We start from the raw sequence: 15846 nt of genomic DNA, 5'->3' as shown, positions 1-15846 counted from the left end.
TCAAAACCCCTTTGATTTTAAAAAGAAAATCCAAAACAATACCCTTCTATGCCTAATTCTGGTCCAAAACCGCTAGCTTTTTTTACGGTAATACAAAAATCCCAGCACCAGGGTACTCAAGAAAAACAACAAAGTGGTCCATTCGTAACTTCGCTTTCCCTGTTTTTCCTTCCGGATGGCTTCGTCCTTTTCGGACAATGCGCGCTTCAATTTGACAATGTCGGCCTCGGCTTTTTGGGCAAGGTACTTGTAATCCTCTTTCTCGTAGCTGATCTCCGTGGTTTCTATGTCCTTCAGCATTTCCAGCTCTTGCATGATCTGGTTGTCCTTACGGATGATACGATCCATCCAGCGGTTGGTCGCAGTCATGTCTTTTTTCGTTCGGTTGCCAAAAAGGCCCGACGTCTTGCTTTCCGATGCCTGCCATTCCTGATGGAGGGTTTCCCGTTCCCTCAGGAGTTTGTTCAATTTTTCCTGAGCCATCGCCAGGGGAGTCAGGGTCATCAACCCTGCCACCAGCCAAAAAAATTAAATCCTCTTTTTCTTTGTCGCACAATTCCTTTCCATAGCTGCTTTTAGTTCCTGGAATTTAGCCCCACTCAAAAAACATGCCTGAATCCGGGTCATCTTCCCGGGATTCGAGACGAGGAAAAGCCTTAGGCACCATTGCCGGGCAAAAACTCGTTCAGCACCTGCCGCAGGTAATCCCTGTCCAGATGGGTATAGATTTCCGTGGTCGTGATGCTCTCGTGGCCAAGCATCTCCTGCACTGCCCGAAGGTCGGCGCCGCCTTCCACCAGGTGCGTGGCAAAGCTGTGCCGAAAGGTATGTGGACTGACTTTTTTGGTGATTCCGGCACTTGCGGCTGTCTTTTTAATTATCAGAAAGACCATTACACGGGAGAGTTTTTTTCCACGGTTATTCAAAAACAAGTACTCCTCGTGCCCTTTTGCAATGGGCCCCTGGTTGCGCACTTCCTCCAAATAAATCCGAAGGTAGCGTGCCGCTGATTTTCCCACGGGCACCAACCTTTCCTTACTACCTTTTCCCATCACCCGCAAAAATCCGATGTCCTCAAAGTAATGACTCTTTTTCAGGTGGATCAATTCGGATACCCGTAGCCCGCTGCCATACAGCATTTCCAGCATGGCCCGGTTTCGGTGCCCTCCCGGAGTGCCCAGGGGAACGGCATCCAGGATCCGTTCAATTTCCGGAAAACTCAGCGTATCCGGCAGCGTTCGGGTAAGCTTGGGGGCCTCCAGCAGCAGAGCAGGGCTATCCTTAAGCTTGTCCTCGTAGAGCAGGTACTTGTAAAATGCCTTCACGCCCGATACGATACGGGCTTGGGAAAACTCGGAAATTGAGCTGTCGGCCAGGGAGTTGACAAATAGCCTCAAATGGTGCAATTCCGTGGTCAGCGGCGTTCGCTCAGGAAAATTGCAGGTCATAAACGCCGCTAATTTTTCTACGTCCTGACGATAGGCCAGCAGGGAGTTTTCGCTCAGGGAGCGCTCAATTTTAAGGTAATAGCCAAAACCGCTGATCTCCTTTTCCCAACTCATCAGGCAAAGGTACGGGGTTCCGGTCGAATTTGAAAAGCAGCTCCTAAGAACAGTCAACCTACATACCGAAAAATCCCAGGAGTAAGTCCCTTGCTTCCTGCCCGGTTTGCCCGCGATCTACCCGGACAAACACTGTTTTCCCTGGTATTCCGCATTAACCACCAAAATCTGATGGAATAAATCCCCGAATTACCGGCGATTGTTTACCTTTGTCGCTTCTCTCAGTACCATTCATAAACGCCAGAAAACGTGAAAATAGCGATCATAAACGGACCCAATCTAAACTTGTTGGGAAAACGGGAACCGGAAATTTACGGTAGCCGCTCGTTTGAAGAATATTTTGAGACCCTGGTTCGGAAGTACCCGGAACTGGACCTTTCCTATTTTCAGAGCAACGGGGAAGGGGAACTGGTGAACTACCTGCATGAGGTGGGGTTTGAGGTGGACGGTATCTTGATCAATGCCGGTGCCTATACCCACACCTCCGTTGCCATCGGGGATGCCCTGGCTGCCATAACCAGCCCTGCACTGGAAATTCACATTTCAAACATTTACAAACGGGAAACGTTTCGACACAAAAGTTTTCTGTCCAGCCAATGCCTGGGCATGATCGCCGGGCTGGGCCTATTGGGGTACGACCTGGGAATACAGTACTTTATAGCCAAAGAAAATTCCAACCAATGATGTTAACATTTGCTCCGGGGCCTTCCAAAGTATACGATAAGCTACCCGACTATTTCCAGGATGCGTACCGGGATGGGATCCTTAGTGCCAACCACCGCAGTGCTGTTTTCATGGATTTGTACCGGGATACGGAAAAACGTATGAAGGAAAAACTAGAAATTCCGGCCGACTACCGGCTATTGTTTACCTCCAGCGCAACGGAAAACTGGGAGATCATCACCCAGTCCCTGGTAGAAAGTGCTTCTTTTCATGTTTTTACCGGGTCTTTTGGGAAAAAATGGTTTGGTTTTGCCCGCCACATTCTTCCGAAAACGGGGTCATTGGTCCTGGATAAAAACGAGCCTTTTGCTGTAGAAGACCTGGCAGTAGGCCCTGAATTTGACGTGCTCGCCATCACCCAAAACGAAACATCAAACGCCACACAGGTGTCAAACGCCACGCTGGCCGCCATTGGAAAGAAATTTCCAGACAAGATGCTGACCGTGGATACCACCTCCTCCATGGGGGGGATCTACCTGGACTTTGGGCTGGCAGACGTGTGGTTTGCCTCCGTACAAAAATGCTTCGGGCTGCCTGCGGGCCTGGGCATCCTGATTCTATCTCCGAAAGCCATCGAAAAGTCGAAGCAGAAAGGAGAATACGGCCGCTACAACAGCCTGAATTTCATGTTGGAAAATGCGGATAATTACCAAACGCACTACACCCCAAATGTGTTGGGCATCTACCTGCTAAACCGCGTGTTAGGGGACATGCCAGGCATTCGCGTACTGCAGGAAAAAACCGAAAGCAGGATGAGGCAATTGGAACAACTTGTGGAAAATTCCTCAGCACTGGAATACCTGGTGACTGAAGCCGGCAACCGAAGCCGCACCGTGCTGGGAGTAGGGGGAGAAGAAGGCTTTATCCAATCCATCAAAAAAGCAGCAGAGGCACAGGGCATGCAAATGGGCAGTGGTTACGGACCGCTAAAGCCGACCAGTTTTCGGATCGCCAACTTCCCGGCCATTACCGACGGGGAATTCAACAAATTGATCCACTTTCTGGAAGCGTATTGATACCATGGCGACATGTTTGATTTTAGGGAAATACTTTCGATCACGTTGATCCTCTTCTCGGTAATTGATATTCTGGGCTCCATCCCCATTGTCATCAATCTCCGCAAAAAAGTAGGACACATCCAAAGCGGCAAGGCGACCATTGCTGCCGGTGTTTTGATGGTACTCTTCCTGATACTGGGCCGGTCCATCCTGGAACTATTCGGCATTGGAGTGGAAGACTTTGCGATCGCCGGGGCATTGATCATCTTTGCCCTGGGAGCAGAAATGATCCTGGGCATCGAGATTTTCAAACCCGATCCGGCAGCGAGCGCCACCAGTACGTCCATCGTACCTATCGCCTTTCCCCTGATCGCAGGTGCAGGAACCCTGACCACCATCCTTACACTTAAATCCGAATATTCCCAGGCCAATCTTGCGGTGGGCATTGTCCTAAACCTGGTTATTATCTACCTGGTCCTCAAAAGTACCAATTGGCTGGAGCGAAAATTAGGGCAAACCGGACTGGATGTATTGCGACGGATTTTTGGCATTATTCTGCTTTCCATCGCGATCAAAATATTCAAAAGCAATGTTTTTCCAGAAGTATAATCCCCGCCAACCGCAAGTCCGGGAAAGCGGGGCCTTAACCGGCTAAATTATCCGATAATTTATTTTTATCATTTTTGAATTGCCAAAAAAAGAATTACTTTTGTCATCGCTTTGGTCGCACAAGCACGGGGTGTAGCGTAGCCCGGTTATCGCGCCTCGTTTGGGACGAGGAGGTCGCAGGTTCGAATCCTGCCACCCCGACACAACGCCTAAAAAACCTGCCCTTTTCCGGCAGGTTTTTTTTATCTCTTTTTTTTCAAAAAACGTAGAAAATCCAGCCCAGAAACCCAGAAGTACTTTAGTGTCCAATAGAAGGCGATTCGAAACTATTTTTCACGGAACTTCGGGATTTTCATCCGAATCAGTCCAATTACTTTCATACGATCTGCACTAAATCCACCTAGGAACACCGTATCAAAAATGTTGGTTTTAAAGAATTATTTTCGATATATTAACAACCAGTAGGATCGTTAAGGCTGCTAGATCTTAACAAACATAGTCTGGTACATTCCCAAAGAACCATCAATATTTTTCACATTTTCTCTCAGCTTACCTAAATTCTAAAAATACCGTGGAAATGACTCCCTCAGTGATATATCTAGCTAGGAAAACTCCAAATAAAGCTGATTTTTCCAGGCCTCCCGGAATCAGTACATCGCGTCCAAAAGGATTGCAACTAAAAGAATCTATACAGCTCAAGGCCAAAGAGCTTAATCGAACTTCAGTGGCCATAGATGTTGACAAAGGTGATGTACTCAAGAAAATTTTTGTTGGTGTTGAACTGGAAAATTAGTAACTAGGGAAATAAATAAAAGCAACGGAAAAAGTGAATTAGGAAATAGTTGTTATGAATGATATTGTAACCATTCAAACGGAAATAATAGAGAACTTTCAATTATTTGAAGATTGGGAAGATAAATATGAATACCTTTTAGAGTTTGGCAGCGGAGTAAAACCTTTGGACGAGATTGAAAAATCAGATCATAATTTGGTTAAAGGTTGCCAATCACGCGTATGGCTGTTGAGCGAGTTTCAAGATGATCGAGTCTGGTACAGAAGTGATGGGGAGGCTCCTATTCCCAAAGCAATTGCGGCTTTACTGGTAAAGGTTCTTTCGGGCCATGCGCCTGAAGAGGTTGTAACCGCGGATATAAATTTTCACAAAGAAACAGGACTGGCGCTGTACTTATCGCCAGCAAGAGTTAAAGGGATTGAGTCGATGATTTTGAAGTTTAAATCACTGGCTGCTAAATATTTAATCAAGCATTAATGTCAAGAAAAATTGACTATATCATAGATGAAATTATCGATCAGTATTTATACGCTGATGATACGAACAGACCTTGGATTATTGGTTTTAGCGGAGGAAAGGATTCGACCGTATTGCTGCAATTGGTTTGGAAGGCAATCGAAAAAATAAAAGAATTTTCAGGAATTGTTAGAAGAGACATTTATGTGGTTTGCAATGATACGATGGTTGAGAATCCAATCATAACAAATTATGTAAATAAGGTATTGAGTAAAATAGAAGAGGCCGCACGTGACCAAGATATGCCAATCTATGTCAAAAAAACGACACCAAGACTTGAAGATTCCTTTTGGGTCAACTTGATCGGGCGTGGCTACCCTGCTCCAAACAATTCATTCCGATGGTGTACCGAGCGATTGAAGGTGAAGCCTACTTCGCGGTTCATTTTAGAACAGTTAGACATTACCGGAGAGGCCATTATACTGATCGGAACCAGAAGCGATGAAAGTGTAAGCCGGGCCAGGTCCATAAAGAAACATGCCGTGCGTGGAAAACGGCTCACCAAACACCCGAATCACCAAAACACGTTTGTATATGCTCCTATCAAGCACATGATGCTTGAAGAAGTATGGTATGTGATCAAGGCTATGCCCTCCCCCTGGGGTTCGGATAACGACGAATTGTTCCAGATTTATGCCGATGCCAGTGCTGATGATTACGAATGCCCGACAATGGTGACGAATAAAAATCATTCATCATGTGGTCAAAGCCGCTTTGGTTGTTGGGTTTGCACCGTGGTAAAAGAGGATAAATCAATGTCGGCCTTGATAGATAATGGAATGACATGGCTGGCGCCATTGCTAAAATACCGAAACGCCATAGTTGAAGAACGCAACATGGTCAAAAACCGGATGGATGAAAGGCGAAATGGCCAAAAAGTAGAAAAGGGAAAAGGAACTTATGAGCCAGAATACAGGGCCAGCCTCCTCAAACGGCTTCTAGAAACTCAATTAGAAATACAGCAAACTTTCCCGGAGCTCGAATTAATTACTAATCAGGAATTGGTGGCTATCCAGGTGATTTGGTACCGAGATTTTATATTCGACCAGAAGGTTTCGACAATTTACAATGCTGTGTATCGCAAAGAATTGGATATGAAAAATCACGATGAAAATTTCCGGAAGGAAGAGGAACTCCTCAAAAAAGTATGTCAAAAGGACAAAAGGTTCGAATTAATACAAGACCACTTATCGCTTCTTAAAAACAAAGCACTCTTGACTCGGAAGAGGGGGTTAAAAGAGGACCTAGAAAGGCGTATTGAGGAGTACATTAAAAAAGAATAGGGCTTTATGTTCATTAAGGAAATTGAACTGAACAACTTTAGAATCTATAAGGGCCGAAACCGGGTGGAGCTCTTACCAACAGAAAACCGTAACATTATTGTTATTAGCGGGAAGAACGGCTTTGGGAAAACCACTTTTTTGATGTCACTGGTATGGTGCTTATATGGCCGCCAAATGGAAAAGGTAGATGAGCTTTACAAAAAGGAAATAGAGGACAAAGGAAATTACGGTAAATACATAGGTAACAGTCTGAACCGATTGGCGGAAGCCGGGGGAGAAACCAAATTTTCTGTTTCGGTTACTTTTACTGACGTTAAAATTCCGGACATCACCTGCAATGAGGTAAGTATTAATCGCTCTTTTGATATTAAGACAGGTACAAAAGATGAACTTGAAATACTCATAGATGGCCATCCAAATCAGATCATTCAAGATTTGTCAGTGAACAATCAGGATGGTGGAGAAGTTTTCATTCGCGAGTTTATTTTACCCCTAGAAATTGCCAAATTCTTCTTTTTTGATGCCGAGAAAATAGTTTCGCTCGCCGAAGTAAACTCTTCTGAGCAACGTAAAGCGTTAGGCACCGCATATTCCCAGGTACTGGGTATTCATAAATATGAAGAACTGAAAGAGCAATTGATAAACATACAAGATGATTACCGCAAAAAAGCAGCACAACCAGCAGAGAGGAAAGCATTTATAAAAGTTGAAGCTGAGATAGAACAAGTAGAGATCGACATTGAGGAAGTCAACCTGGAAATTGACAAAAAGGCCCATCTAAAAGCAGAGTATAAGCACGAATCAGATCAAATTCAACGAACATTAATTCGTGAAGGAAACTACATGTCAGTTGACCAAGTCAATGAACTCAAAGACCAAGAAGAGGCGCTCGATAAAAGGATTGGAGACTTACAAAATGAGTTGAAACAATTGTTTGACCTAATCCCATTTGGCCTAGCTGGCGAGACTATGATTGAAATTTCAAAACAGGTAGCGGACGAACGCATACGTGCGCAAAATGAATACAAAGAAGCGGATGTTGAGAATAAGGCGAATCAGTTTTTAAATGATCTAGAAAAGGTTAAAAATAAATCTAACATTGTTGTTGACACCAAGATTAGGCGCTTTTATGAAGATCGGATAAGAGAGTTAATTAAAAAACACTTTTTTGCCGATATAGCTGACTTACCGGCTGACTTTGAGCCTCTACATGACTTTTCTGAAGTTCAAACCAATGAGTTGAATGGAATCATTCAAAACCTTCAACATTCATTTAAAGGAGATTTTAAGAAAATCAATCAGCAGTACGCGGCAACAAAATCAGAGATAGAAGGCATAAGAAGAAAATTACGGGATGCAGAGAAAAATGCTGCTGATACTTACATTGCGAGCCAACGAAAAAGGAAAGAGGTGTTGGATAATCTGATCAGTGAGACTGAAGGGGATATTGACAGGCTAAATCAGTCACTCGGTTCACTGAAAGCCGACTTAAAAACACACAGGCAACGGCAAGAAGAGTTGCGGAAGAAATTGGATGTTCTCAGACGATAACAAGGCCAAAAATGAGATCATAGAAGAAGAAATCAGAGATCTCAAAAAGTTTATTTCACAGTTCAAGGAGGCCAAAAAGAAATCACTCGAAGAAAAGATTAAGAAAGGGTTGAATACGCTGATGCATAAGAAAGATTTTATTTATCGGGTTGAGGTTAACATTAGTGTTTCTGGAGAGGATGTAGAAATCACACTCTTCACTAAAGTAGGTAACAAAGAGCAAAAGGTAGATAAAGGCTCATTATCGATGGGTGAGCGCCAAATGTATTCCTCCGCTCTATTAAGTGCCTTGGTCGATGAGTCGAATATTGAATTTCCCGTATTCATCGACAGCCCCATGCAGAAATTTGACCAGGAGCATGCGAAGAACATTATCCAGCATTTTTATCCCTCAGTTTCAAATCAGGTGGTGTTATTTCCTTTGATACATAAAGAGCTGACTCAAGGTGAGTATGAACTTTTGAAAAAGCGTGTAAGCCGAAGTTTCCTTATTGACAATCTGAGCAATGATAGTTCAACCTTCCTTGAAGTTGAACCAGATTTACTTATCCAAAAATATGATGAGCTCTATGTGGCATCAAATTAATATACATACATCTAAAGCCAATAAAGAGGTTGTCCAGAAGCTTTCGAGGAAAATTTTGGGTGGAGCTACAGAGAATGTGATTGCCCGTATTGCTTTAGGGTACTCTTTACAAACAGGACGTAAATTTACAAGTGGCGAATTCAAGCTGTACGATTCAGGGGGAAAGAATACAAAGAGCATATTCTTTTTGATGCCAAGTACAAGGACTACTTTGTAGCCCTCATTTGCCAGCACTACGAAGTGCATAAAACGAATGACAATATCCCAAGATACATCAAACTACACATTGATCACGGTTTAGAAGCGATTAATCAGCTTTTTGAAAGCAACCCTAAATACACCATCTTCGATTTTCTTACCGACCATTTAGAAAACGGTATCGCTAGCCTGGAAGATGTTGAAGTAAGCCTAGACGCGGTAAAGAACCTGAGCCAGAAAATTCAAAAGGGGTACTTTGCTTCTCCGCTAAAAATTGAAATTGGAAAAGAGATTAAGGAAGATGGCTCACCGATTTTCCTGAACCTGAACAACACAGAGAACTACAATAATTGCCATGTGGCAGTTGCCGGAAATTCCGGAACCGGTAAAACCCAATTTGCCCTGGAACTATTGTTCCAGTTTACTCAAGCTTCAAATGGTCAAGTTAACTTTATCTATCTCGACTTTAAAGGGTTGAAAGATGATGACTTGGTTTTCTATGAGCCCTTTTTCAAACGTACCAAGGCCAAGTTTATCGATGCACCGCAAACTCCTTTCCCTTTAAACCCGCTGACGTTCATCGACAATGTTAACGATAAGAATAAGTTGATGGGGATCAACAAGTTTGTCGATATCATTGCAAAGTATGCCAACATTGGCAAGAAGCAAGAACAAAGCCTGAAAGACGCTACAAAAGAGGCATTCTTAGAGAAGAAAAGTGGTGAGTACCCTACTGTTAAAGATGTGAATGATAAGCTCTTAGAACTTTATGGTGATAAACGAGATACGTTGACCGAGGTGATGGAAGGTTTGAGCGAATTAGAGGTCTTTGATAAGAAACCTAAAGGTAGTTTCCTGAACCAGAATTACTATCTATCCCTTTCGGGAGACTTGCCAAATTCTGTGCGCTTTACTTCCATTTTCCTCATCATCAATTACATCTACAACACCTTTATGAACATGGAAAATACCCCGGTAGAAAATGATTCCAAGGGTATGCGCTATGTCTTGCTGATTGACGAAGCACATGTGATTTTTAAGGAAAAGAAGTCGCAAGACCTTCTTGAAAAAATACTGCGAGAGATACGGTCGAAAGGTGTTTCGGTGGTACTGCTTTCACAGGGAATTGAGGAATTCAACCAACCAAGTTTTGATTTTTCGAGCATGTGCGAAATCGCATTTTTGCTTGACATCAAGAACAAGGGAAATATCAAGATGATCAATAAATTCCTCGGCTTAGGGGATGCAGAAGGCCGTAAGGTCGCCCGAAGCATGGAAAAAATTGAAAAAGGACAAGCCATTTCCAATATCAAAGAATTTGATGTAGGAAGATTGTTTGAGTTGAAACAGTTTAAGGATAGTTAGGTCATGGCGATAAACCAAGGCGAAATAGAAGTGTCAAAGAAAACCTTGCTTCACATAAGCGAAGGTATCTATAGAACAGAAGGTAGTTCTATCAAGGAATTAATCAGCAATGCCTTTGATGCAAAAGCCACAAAGGTGGTGATCAATACTAACTATCCCACTTTTGATATTCTAACATGCCAGGATGATGGTGTCGGTATGACTGAGGGTGAGTTCCTCCGAATCGTTCAAGGAGGAATTGGCGACAGTCCTAAATCCACAATTTCTCAGATAAATGCAGGCGACAGACCAACAATTGGAAAATTAGGAATCGGAATACTTGCTATTGCTCAAATATGTCGCAGTTTCACAATAATTAGCCATCATGAAGAGTCGAAAACTGGTTTTAAAGGTCGTATGGTTTTTAGAACAGATGTGGATAAGGTTGCAAAGAAAAAATCGCTTGAACCAGGGGATAAACAAAAGAACTATGAAATAGGAACATGGGAGTTAGAAGAACGATACGAATACGATAGTAAAAAGAAAGGCGTCTTGATTTTCACAAAAGATTTACGTCAGTCTTACGCAAAAAGATTTAGAGAAAGTAAAGCAATTTTGCAGGCTCCAAAAAATGATACCCCACTTAATTTCTCAACTCTGCTCGACTACTTCTATATAAATGATTACCGGGCAATAAAAGAGCTTGGTCCATACTATGAGCTTATCTGGGAGTTATGCCAGCTTGCTCCGTTGCCATACTTTAACGACACGCCACTAAGAGAGGAAATAAAAGATCATATTACTGTTTATCCTTTCGAAAATGCAGGACTACATAAACATGGACTAAGTTTTATCAAAGCGAAACAAGCAGAGTTAAAAGCATTTGACTTCACGGTAATATTTGATGATATAAGACTATATCGAGGAATTAAATTACCGTACCCCATTTGGCGACATAGCCACCTACAACAGTGTCAGTTCTTCTATTTTGAATATGATAATATAGTACGAAAAAGGCCCTTGAAATTTCAAGCCTACTTCTTCTCCCAGGAGTGCGCAATAAAACCTCGGGATTTGAAGGGACTTCAAATTCGGATCAAGAACGTTGGAATTGGTTTGTATGATGCCACTTTCATCAAGTATGACAAAATCGAATCTCCAAGAGATAACTGGATTTCTGGTGAAATTTACGTTCATGAAGGGCTTGAATCTGCTTTGAACATAGATAGGGATAGCTTCAATGAGAATGATGAACACTATTTCATTCTAAAGCAGCAGATTCATAGATTTCTTAGTTCAAAGGTGTTTCCTACCGTTTCCAGCCTGCAAAGGAAACGGAACAAGGAAAAGCGAATCCGTGATGCGGAGTCAAGGGTATTGGAAATGCAGGAAGAACTAGAAGTTTTATTTAATGAGTACTCGGAATTTGATGTAGAGTTTCGTGAAAATGGTCAGGAGTTAATCGTGGACTTGGATGAACAGACTATTTCGTTCCCCAACGACATTCTTCTAGCCACATTCAAAAAGCGTAGGGATTTTTTCTCCACCAACATTTTGGAGTTTATAGAAGTGTTCAGACATTCATTGGGAGACAATAGCGATGTCAGCGATGGGATCAAAAAACTAACCTCAATCATTCTCGGCTAGCAGATATGAGTAAGAATCTCAATTATAACACTGATGTCGTAAAGCACTATGTCCGCTATTACGGGTGGATAAAGCCTTTTAAATCCATTTTGAACTTCGTTGATGCTGAAATTAAAAAGGGACGCAGAGATAACAATTGCAAATACTTAACCTTTTGTGCCGCCCAAGCAATAGATGTGTTTCTTTTTGAATATCTCAAATACCTGTATCGAAATGAAAAAACCAACAGGTTGGAAAACGTTTACTTCTGTGAAAACGATGAAGAATCCTTCTCGATCATTCAAAAAATGATTGGAAGTTCCGAGCAAGGCTTTTTTGGAGATTTCAAGCAGATCATTTTGCAAGATGAAACCGAACAAATAGGAAATATTGATGACCCTTTTGATGAGCCGGAAACGGAAGACGAGAGAGAAAAACTCAGACTAATTGAACTAAAGAAGGGGCTGCTGGCGAAATTTCCGTTTGATGTGATTAACCTTGATATCTACGGCAACTTTTTTCCAAACTCGGAAAAAAGGTATTCAGATGCATTTCAGACATACAAAGGTGTACTTGAACAACAAAAGCGAGGTAATACTTGTAAACGGTTCTTAATGTACTTGACCGTTTATACGCCTGTTTTAAATAAACCACGGTACGTAAACCCTGATGTCATTACATCTTTTGAAATGGTTCTTTTGGGCAACCTGGTTTACCCAGAATTTGAGCAAGCGTTTTTAAACAAGTATGGACACACCGACCCGAGAAACATTGAAGTGTATCAAAAATTCATCTTAGGCTTTACCAAACAGATTCTGTTTAAAGAGACATATAAGCTCGGATGGAAACCTAAACTACATAACATGATGGCTTACGATAGAATCCATCACGACAATAATGCCAAGTACAAGATTACAACATTCGTCGTGGAGTATAGGAGGGATTCCGCCTTAGATGGTTTTGACGATTTTGATGGAAATGTTTACGAAGAAATTGAAGAAGATTATAAGGCGCAGCTTTTCAATATAGTCACAAATAAACCGGAGTATGTACCTTCCGAAGACCAAATTCCGAAAGAGGTAAGTGAAAACTTACTCAGTACGGTTGCCTTCAGAAATGCATTTTTGAAAAAAATAGGGCTTTACAAATCAGAAATCTTTGATTAGGCTTGTCGATAAACATAAAGCAGCTATGACAAATAATCACAACTTCTCGCACTAAAGCTGCAACTAACATTAACAAATGTTGACCGACCAGCCCGATAGGCCCGCCTTAATTAACCCTGCGCCAGAAAATGATACATATACGAGCCAAAACACCTATCTTTCCCTCAAAAAATGAAATGAGGCATTCGACCACCCATGCGCTGCTTTGGCTGCTGCTTTTTATTCCTTCCGTATTGTTTGCCCAACTCGCGGACTCCATCGCCATTGTCACAAAGGAATGGAAGGCCACACCCATCAAACGGGGGGTGGTATGGAAAAAAGGCCATTTCGAAGACCTCTTTCAAAGCCAGCAGGAGATCAATTTTGTCGAAATTGATCTCAAAAAGCACGGCAAAAAACTGGGGCTCGCAGCAGATTCCAGCCTACTGAAAAAAACCAGCCAATTCGCTGCTGAAAATCAGGCCATCGTTGCAATCAACGGGGGCTTTTTCGATATGAAAAACGGAGGATCCGTCGACTACATCAAGGTGAAGGGAACTGTCATCAACAACACCCGGGTAAAAACCGACCGGGGGAATGCCCTGCTAATGCTTTCAAAAAAAACCATCGCCATCCTCCCTACCGAAGGGGTTGATTACGAAAACAGCGCTTTTCCAAATGTGTTGCTTTCGGGCCCGCTCTTGCTCCAACAAGGGAAAGCGACCAACCTGGAACAAAACGCATTCAACAAAAATCGCCATCCCCGCAGCGCACTGGCCCTGACCAAAGAAGGGAAACTCTTGCTGCTGGTAGTGGACGGTAGAAATGCACGCGCACAGGGAATGCGATTAGAAGAATTGGCAAAGGTATTGCGCTGGCTGGGCGCACGGGATGCCATGAACCTGGATGGTGGGGGAAGTAGCAGCCTGTATGTCAACAGCAAAACCAAAACCGGACTGGTCAATCACCCTTCCGATAACGGGGCATTTGATCCGGAGGGAGAACGACCGGTAGCCAATATTCTTTACCTGAAATAACACCCTCCTCCGGAATCGCAGGAAATCAACACGTTTTCTTACGCTCCGCGCCTTCCCCTTTCTTTTTGCCTGGATCCGGTAAAGCCACCGGATACATCCAAGCAAAATACTGCGGCTCGTCCGCTACAGGCACAGCCCAATCCATGCGTTCGTACGTTTACGCAGCACAGGTACCTCTATCAAATCTATAAACGCAACTCTGTTGCATTATAAATAAAAAACCGTAGTTTTGCACTTCTGTTGCCTGTAGAGAAGCACCGCCATGAAAAGTCATTTTATAGGGTTCCATTTGGATTTTGTCGGTTTTAGCACCTCGCTGCTTTGTGCCATCCATTGTGCAGCCCTCCCCTTCCTGTTGAGCCTTGCTCCCCTAACGGGCCTTCAATTCCTTGACCATCCGGCGATCGAAACCCTCATTATTTTTCTGAGCTTCTTCATTGCCAGCTTTGCCCTCGTGAAGGGCTACCGCAGGCACCACCAACGAACGTTGCCCTTTCTGCTAGTCAGTGGTGGATTTCTTCTCCTCACAATAGGCCATCTCCTCCACGGTACCTGGGCAGAGACGCTACTTGTCACGCTTGGCGGAGGTAGCATTGCCCTGGCCCATCTAGTCAACTGGAAGCTTATCCGGCAATCGGCTACGGCATGCAAGCCCTTCAAAAAATCTGTCAAACGATGAAAAACATTAAAAAACTACCCGTGACGGTGCTCAGCGGATTTCTTGGCGCAGGAAAAACCACCGTACTCAGGCACCTGCTGCATAACCGACAGGGCCTAAAGGTGGCCCTGATTGTCAACGATATGAGCGAAATCAATGTAGACGGCCAACTGATAAGGAATGAAATCAGCCTATCACGCACCGAGGAGAAATTAGTTGAAATGAGCAACGGATGCATTTGCTGCACATTGCGGGAAGATCTGATGCTGGAAGTAGAAAAGCTGGCAAAGCAAAATAAATTCGATTACCTACTCATCGAAAGCACCGGAATATCCGAACCCATACCGGTAGCCCAGACCTTTTCCTTCGCCTCCGGTGAAGAACTACTTGATTTGAGTAAATTTAGCCAACTGGACACCCTGGTCACGGTAGTGGATGCCTTCAATTTCTTCGCTGATTTTGGGACTGCGGATACCCTTGTGGACCGGGCCATGACAGACGATCCACACGATCAGCGTTCGATCGTTAACCTGTTGACCGATCAAATTGAATTTGCGAACGTGATCCTGCTCAACAAAACAGACCTGGTGTCTGAGGAGCGATTGGGGCTGTTGGAAGGCATCCTGAGTAAACTCAACCCGGAAGCCCGAATCATACGTAGCACCTACGGGCAGGTGGACCCGAAAGAGATTCTTCACACCAAACTATTTGACTACGACCGGGCGGAGCAGGCCGCCGGATGGATCAAAGAGCTAAACAACGAACACCTCCCGGAATCGGAAGAATACGGCATCAGTTCCTTTGTATTTCGGGATCCCAGGCCCTTTCATCCGGAACGCTTCTGGCAGTATGTCAATCAGGCTTGGCCTGCTGGAATCATCCGTAGCAAAGGCCTTTTTTGGCTGGCTTCACGACCCGATCAAGCCCTTATCTGGAGCCAGGCCGGAGGCTCTTTAAAGGCAGAGGTTTACGGTCGCTGGTGGGCCGCCTCCTCCCCGCAGGAGCGACTGCTCCATCCGCAGTTCCTGGAAAATCGCGGCGAAATCGAGAAAAAATGGGATGCCACCTGGGGCGACCGAATGAACGAACTGGTGATCATCGGCCAGGATTTGGATCGGGAAGCAATCAGCAGGGAGTTGAGGGATTGTCTGGATCGATCGGCCCTGCCCCATTCTGCCCTGCCGTATACGGATCCCTGGCCAGTCTAACATACCGCC

Annotated in this window: 17 protein-coding genes and 1 tRNA gene; 16 read left to right on the top strand and 2 right to left on the bottom strand. The window is 43.8% G+C overall.

Annotated elements, in window-relative coordinates; all coding sequences use genetic code 11:
* Nucleotides 1–72: 72 nt before the first annotated feature.
* Both ABWH99_RS02880 and ABWH99_RS02875 read right to left on the bottom strand, forming a co-directional pair.
* Nucleotides 73–516 (bottom strand): Clp protease ClpB, encoded by a 444-nt coding sequence (locus ABWH99_RS02880; RefSeq protein ID WP_375584811.1) that lies wholly within the window; start codon nucleotides 514–516, stop codon nucleotides 73–75.
* A 140-nt stretch (nucleotides 517–656) separates the two neighbouring features.
* The gene (locus ABWH99_RS02875; protein WP_375584810.1) at nucleotides 657–1562 is read right to left on the bottom strand and encodes a site-specific tyrosine recombinase; all 906 of its coding nucleotides are present in this window, start codon (nucleotides 1560–1562) and stop codon (nucleotides 657–659) included.
* 249 nt (nucleotides 1563–1811) lie between these two features.
* Between ABWH99_RS02875 and ABWH99_RS02870 the strand changes: the two genes are divergently transcribed.
* From ABWH99_RS02870 to ABWH99_RS02795, 16 genes are all read left to right on the top strand, one after another.
* Nucleotides 1812–2246 carry a type II 3-dehydroquinate dehydratase gene (locus ABWH99_RS02870; RefSeq protein ID WP_375584809.1) on the top strand — a complete coding sequence of 145 codons (435 nt, stop codon included), beginning with the start codon at nucleotides 1812–1814 and terminating at the stop codon, nucleotides 2244–2246.
* Entirely contained in the window at nucleotides 2246–3301 is a 1056-nt protein-coding gene (locus tag ABWH99_RS02865) for an aminotransferase class V-fold PLP-dependent enzyme (protein ID WP_375586531.1), read from the top strand. Before ABWH99_RS02870 ends, ABWH99_RS02865 begins: the two co-directional genes overlap by 1 nt.
* 12 nt (nucleotides 3302–3313) lie before the next feature.
* The gene (locus tag ABWH99_RS02860) at nucleotides 3314–3892 is read left to right on the top strand and encodes a MarC family protein (RefSeq protein WP_375584808.1); all 579 of its coding nucleotides are present in this window, start codon (nucleotides 3314–3316) and stop codon (nucleotides 3890–3892) included.
* A 126-nt stretch (nucleotides 3893–4018) separates the two neighbouring features.
* Nucleotides 4019–4093 (top strand) — tRNA-Pro (locus tag ABWH99_RS02855).
* 376 nt (nucleotides 4094–4469) lie between these two features.
* Complete coding sequence (locus tag ABWH99_RS02850) at nucleotides 4470–4685, top strand: hypothetical protein (protein WP_375584807.1); 216 nt, start codon at nucleotides 4470–4472, stop codon at nucleotides 4683–4685.
* Nucleotides 4686–4739: 54 nt separating this feature from the next.
* Nucleotides 4740–5162 carry a SufE family protein gene (locus ABWH99_RS02845; protein ID WP_375584806.1) on the top strand — a complete coding sequence of 141 codons (423 nt, stop codon included), beginning with the start codon at nucleotides 4740–4742 and terminating at the stop codon, nucleotides 5160–5162.
* Nucleotides 5162–6484, top strand: coding sequence for a DNA phosphorothioation system sulfurtransferase DndC (dndC, locus tag ABWH99_RS02840; protein WP_375584805.1), 1323 nt, complete (start codon nucleotides 5162–5164; stop codon nucleotides 6482–6484). The genes ABWH99_RS02845 and dndC overlap by 1 nt, the downstream gene beginning before the upstream one ends.
* Before the next feature lie 6 nt (nucleotides 6485–6490).
* Nucleotides 6491–8035, top strand: coding sequence for an AAA family ATPase (locus tag ABWH99_RS02835; RefSeq protein WP_375584804.1), 1545 nt, complete (start codon nucleotides 6491–6493; stop codon nucleotides 8033–8035).
* Entirely contained in the window at nucleotides 8019–8621 is a 603-nt protein-coding gene (locus ABWH99_RS02830; RefSeq protein WP_375584803.1) for a hypothetical protein, read from the top strand. Before ABWH99_RS02835 ends, ABWH99_RS02830 begins: the two co-directional genes overlap by 17 nt.
* Nucleotides 8542–8838 (top strand): DndE family protein, encoded by a 297-nt coding sequence (locus tag ABWH99_RS02825; RefSeq protein WP_375584802.1) that lies wholly within the window; start codon nucleotides 8542–8544, stop codon nucleotides 8836–8838. Before ABWH99_RS02830 ends, ABWH99_RS02825 begins: the two co-directional genes overlap by 80 nt.
* Nucleotides 8745–10184 carry a DndE family protein gene (locus ABWH99_RS02820; protein WP_375586530.1) on the top strand — a complete coding sequence of 480 codons (1440 nt, stop codon included), beginning with the start codon at nucleotides 8745–8747 and terminating at the stop codon, nucleotides 10182–10184. The genes ABWH99_RS02825 and ABWH99_RS02820 overlap by 94 nt, the downstream gene beginning before the upstream one ends.
* Before the next feature lie 3 nt (nucleotides 10185–10187).
* A complete protein-coding gene (locus tag ABWH99_RS02815; protein ID WP_375584801.1) occupies nucleotides 10188–11810 on the top strand; it encodes an ATP-binding protein in 1623 nt (540 codons plus the stop codon).
* A gap of 5 nt (nucleotides 11811–11815) precedes the next feature.
* A complete protein-coding gene (locus ABWH99_RS02810; RefSeq protein WP_375584800.1) occupies nucleotides 11816–12955 on the top strand; it encodes a hypothetical protein in 1140 nt (379 codons plus the stop codon).
* A 176-nt stretch (nucleotides 12956–13131) separates the two neighbouring features.
* Nucleotides 13132–13971, top strand: coding sequence for a phosphodiester glycosidase family protein (locus ABWH99_RS02805; protein ID WP_375584799.1), 840 nt, complete (start codon nucleotides 13132–13134; stop codon nucleotides 13969–13971).
* Between the two features lie 262 nt (nucleotides 13972–14233).
* A complete protein-coding gene (locus ABWH99_RS02800; protein WP_375584798.1) occupies nucleotides 14234–14650 on the top strand; it encodes a MerC domain-containing protein in 417 nt (138 codons plus the stop codon).
* Nucleotides 14647–15837 carry a GTP-binding protein gene (locus ABWH99_RS02795; protein WP_375584797.1) on the top strand — a complete coding sequence of 397 codons (1191 nt, stop codon included), beginning with the start codon at nucleotides 14647–14649 and terminating at the stop codon, nucleotides 15835–15837. The genes ABWH99_RS02800 and ABWH99_RS02795 overlap by 4 nt, the downstream gene beginning before the upstream one ends.
* Nucleotides 15838–15846: the final 9 nt, after the last annotated feature.

Source organism: Cyclobacterium xiamenense, from assembly GCF_042140265.1.
In the GTDB taxonomy this organism is placed as follows: Bacteria; Bacteroidota; Bacteroidia; order Cytophagales; family Cyclobacteriaceae; genus Cyclobacterium; species Cyclobacterium xiamenense_A.
The sequence above is the reverse complement of the archived record's forward strand: the minus strand, read 5'-3'. Positions and strand labels throughout refer to the sequence as shown.

What these genes read in the sequence shown, in the direction of transcription:
- ABWH99_RS02850 (WP_375584807.1), top strand. Translation starts at nt 4,470, where the DNA reads ATGACTCCCTCAGTGATATATCTAGCTAGGAAAACTCCAAATAAAGCT.
- ABWH99_RS02830 (WP_375584803.1), top strand. Translation starts at nt 8,019, where the DNA reads ATGTTCTCAGACGATAACAAGGCCAAAAATGAGATCATAGAAGAAGAA.
- ABWH99_RS02800 (WP_375584798.1), top strand. Translation starts at nt 14,234, where the DNA reads ATGAAAAGTCATTTTATAGGGTTCCATTTGGATTTTGTCGGTTTTAGC.
- ABWH99_RS02865 (WP_375586531.1), top strand. Translation starts at nt 2,246, where the DNA reads ATGTTAACATTTGCTCCGGGGCCTTCCAAAGTATACGATAAGCTACCC.
- ABWH99_RS02845 (WP_375584806.1), top strand. Translation starts at nt 4,740, where the DNA reads ATGAATGATATTGTAACCATTCAAACGGAAATAATAGAGAACTTTCAA.
- ABWH99_RS02815 (WP_375584801.1), top strand. Translation starts at nt 10,188, where the DNA reads ATGGCGATAAACCAAGGCGAAATAGAAGTGTCAAAGAAAACCTTGCTT.
- dndC (WP_375584805.1), top strand. Translation starts at nt 5,162, where the DNA reads ATGTCAAGAAAAATTGACTATATCATAGATGAAATTATCGATCAGTAT.
- ABWH99_RS02825 (WP_375584802.1), top strand. Translation starts at nt 8,542, where the DNA reads ATGATAGTTCAACCTTCCTTGAAGTTGAACCAGATTTACTTATCCAAA.
- ABWH99_RS02835 (WP_375584804.1), top strand. Translation starts at nt 6,491, where the DNA reads ATGTTCATTAAGGAAATTGAACTGAACAACTTTAGAATCTATAAGGGC.
- ABWH99_RS02795 (WP_375584797.1), top strand. Translation starts at nt 14,647, where the DNA reads ATGAAAAACATTAAAAAACTACCCGTGACGGTGCTCAGCGGATTTCTT.
- ABWH99_RS02875 (WP_375584810.1), bottom strand. Translation starts at nt 1,562, where the DNA reads ATGAGTTGGGAAAAGGAGATCAGCGGTTTTGGCTATTACCTTAAAATT.
- ABWH99_RS02810 (WP_375584800.1), top strand. Translation starts at nt 11,816, where the DNA reads ATGAGTAAGAATCTCAATTATAACACTGATGTCGTAAAGCACTATGTC.
- ABWH99_RS02860 (WP_375584808.1), top strand. Translation starts at nt 3,314, where the DNA reads ATGTTTGATTTTAGGGAAATACTTTCGATCACGTTGATCCTCTTCTCG.
- ABWH99_RS02805 (WP_375584799.1), top strand. Translation starts at nt 13,132, where the DNA reads ATGAGGCATTCGACCACCCATGCGCTGCTTTGGCTGCTGCTTTTTATT.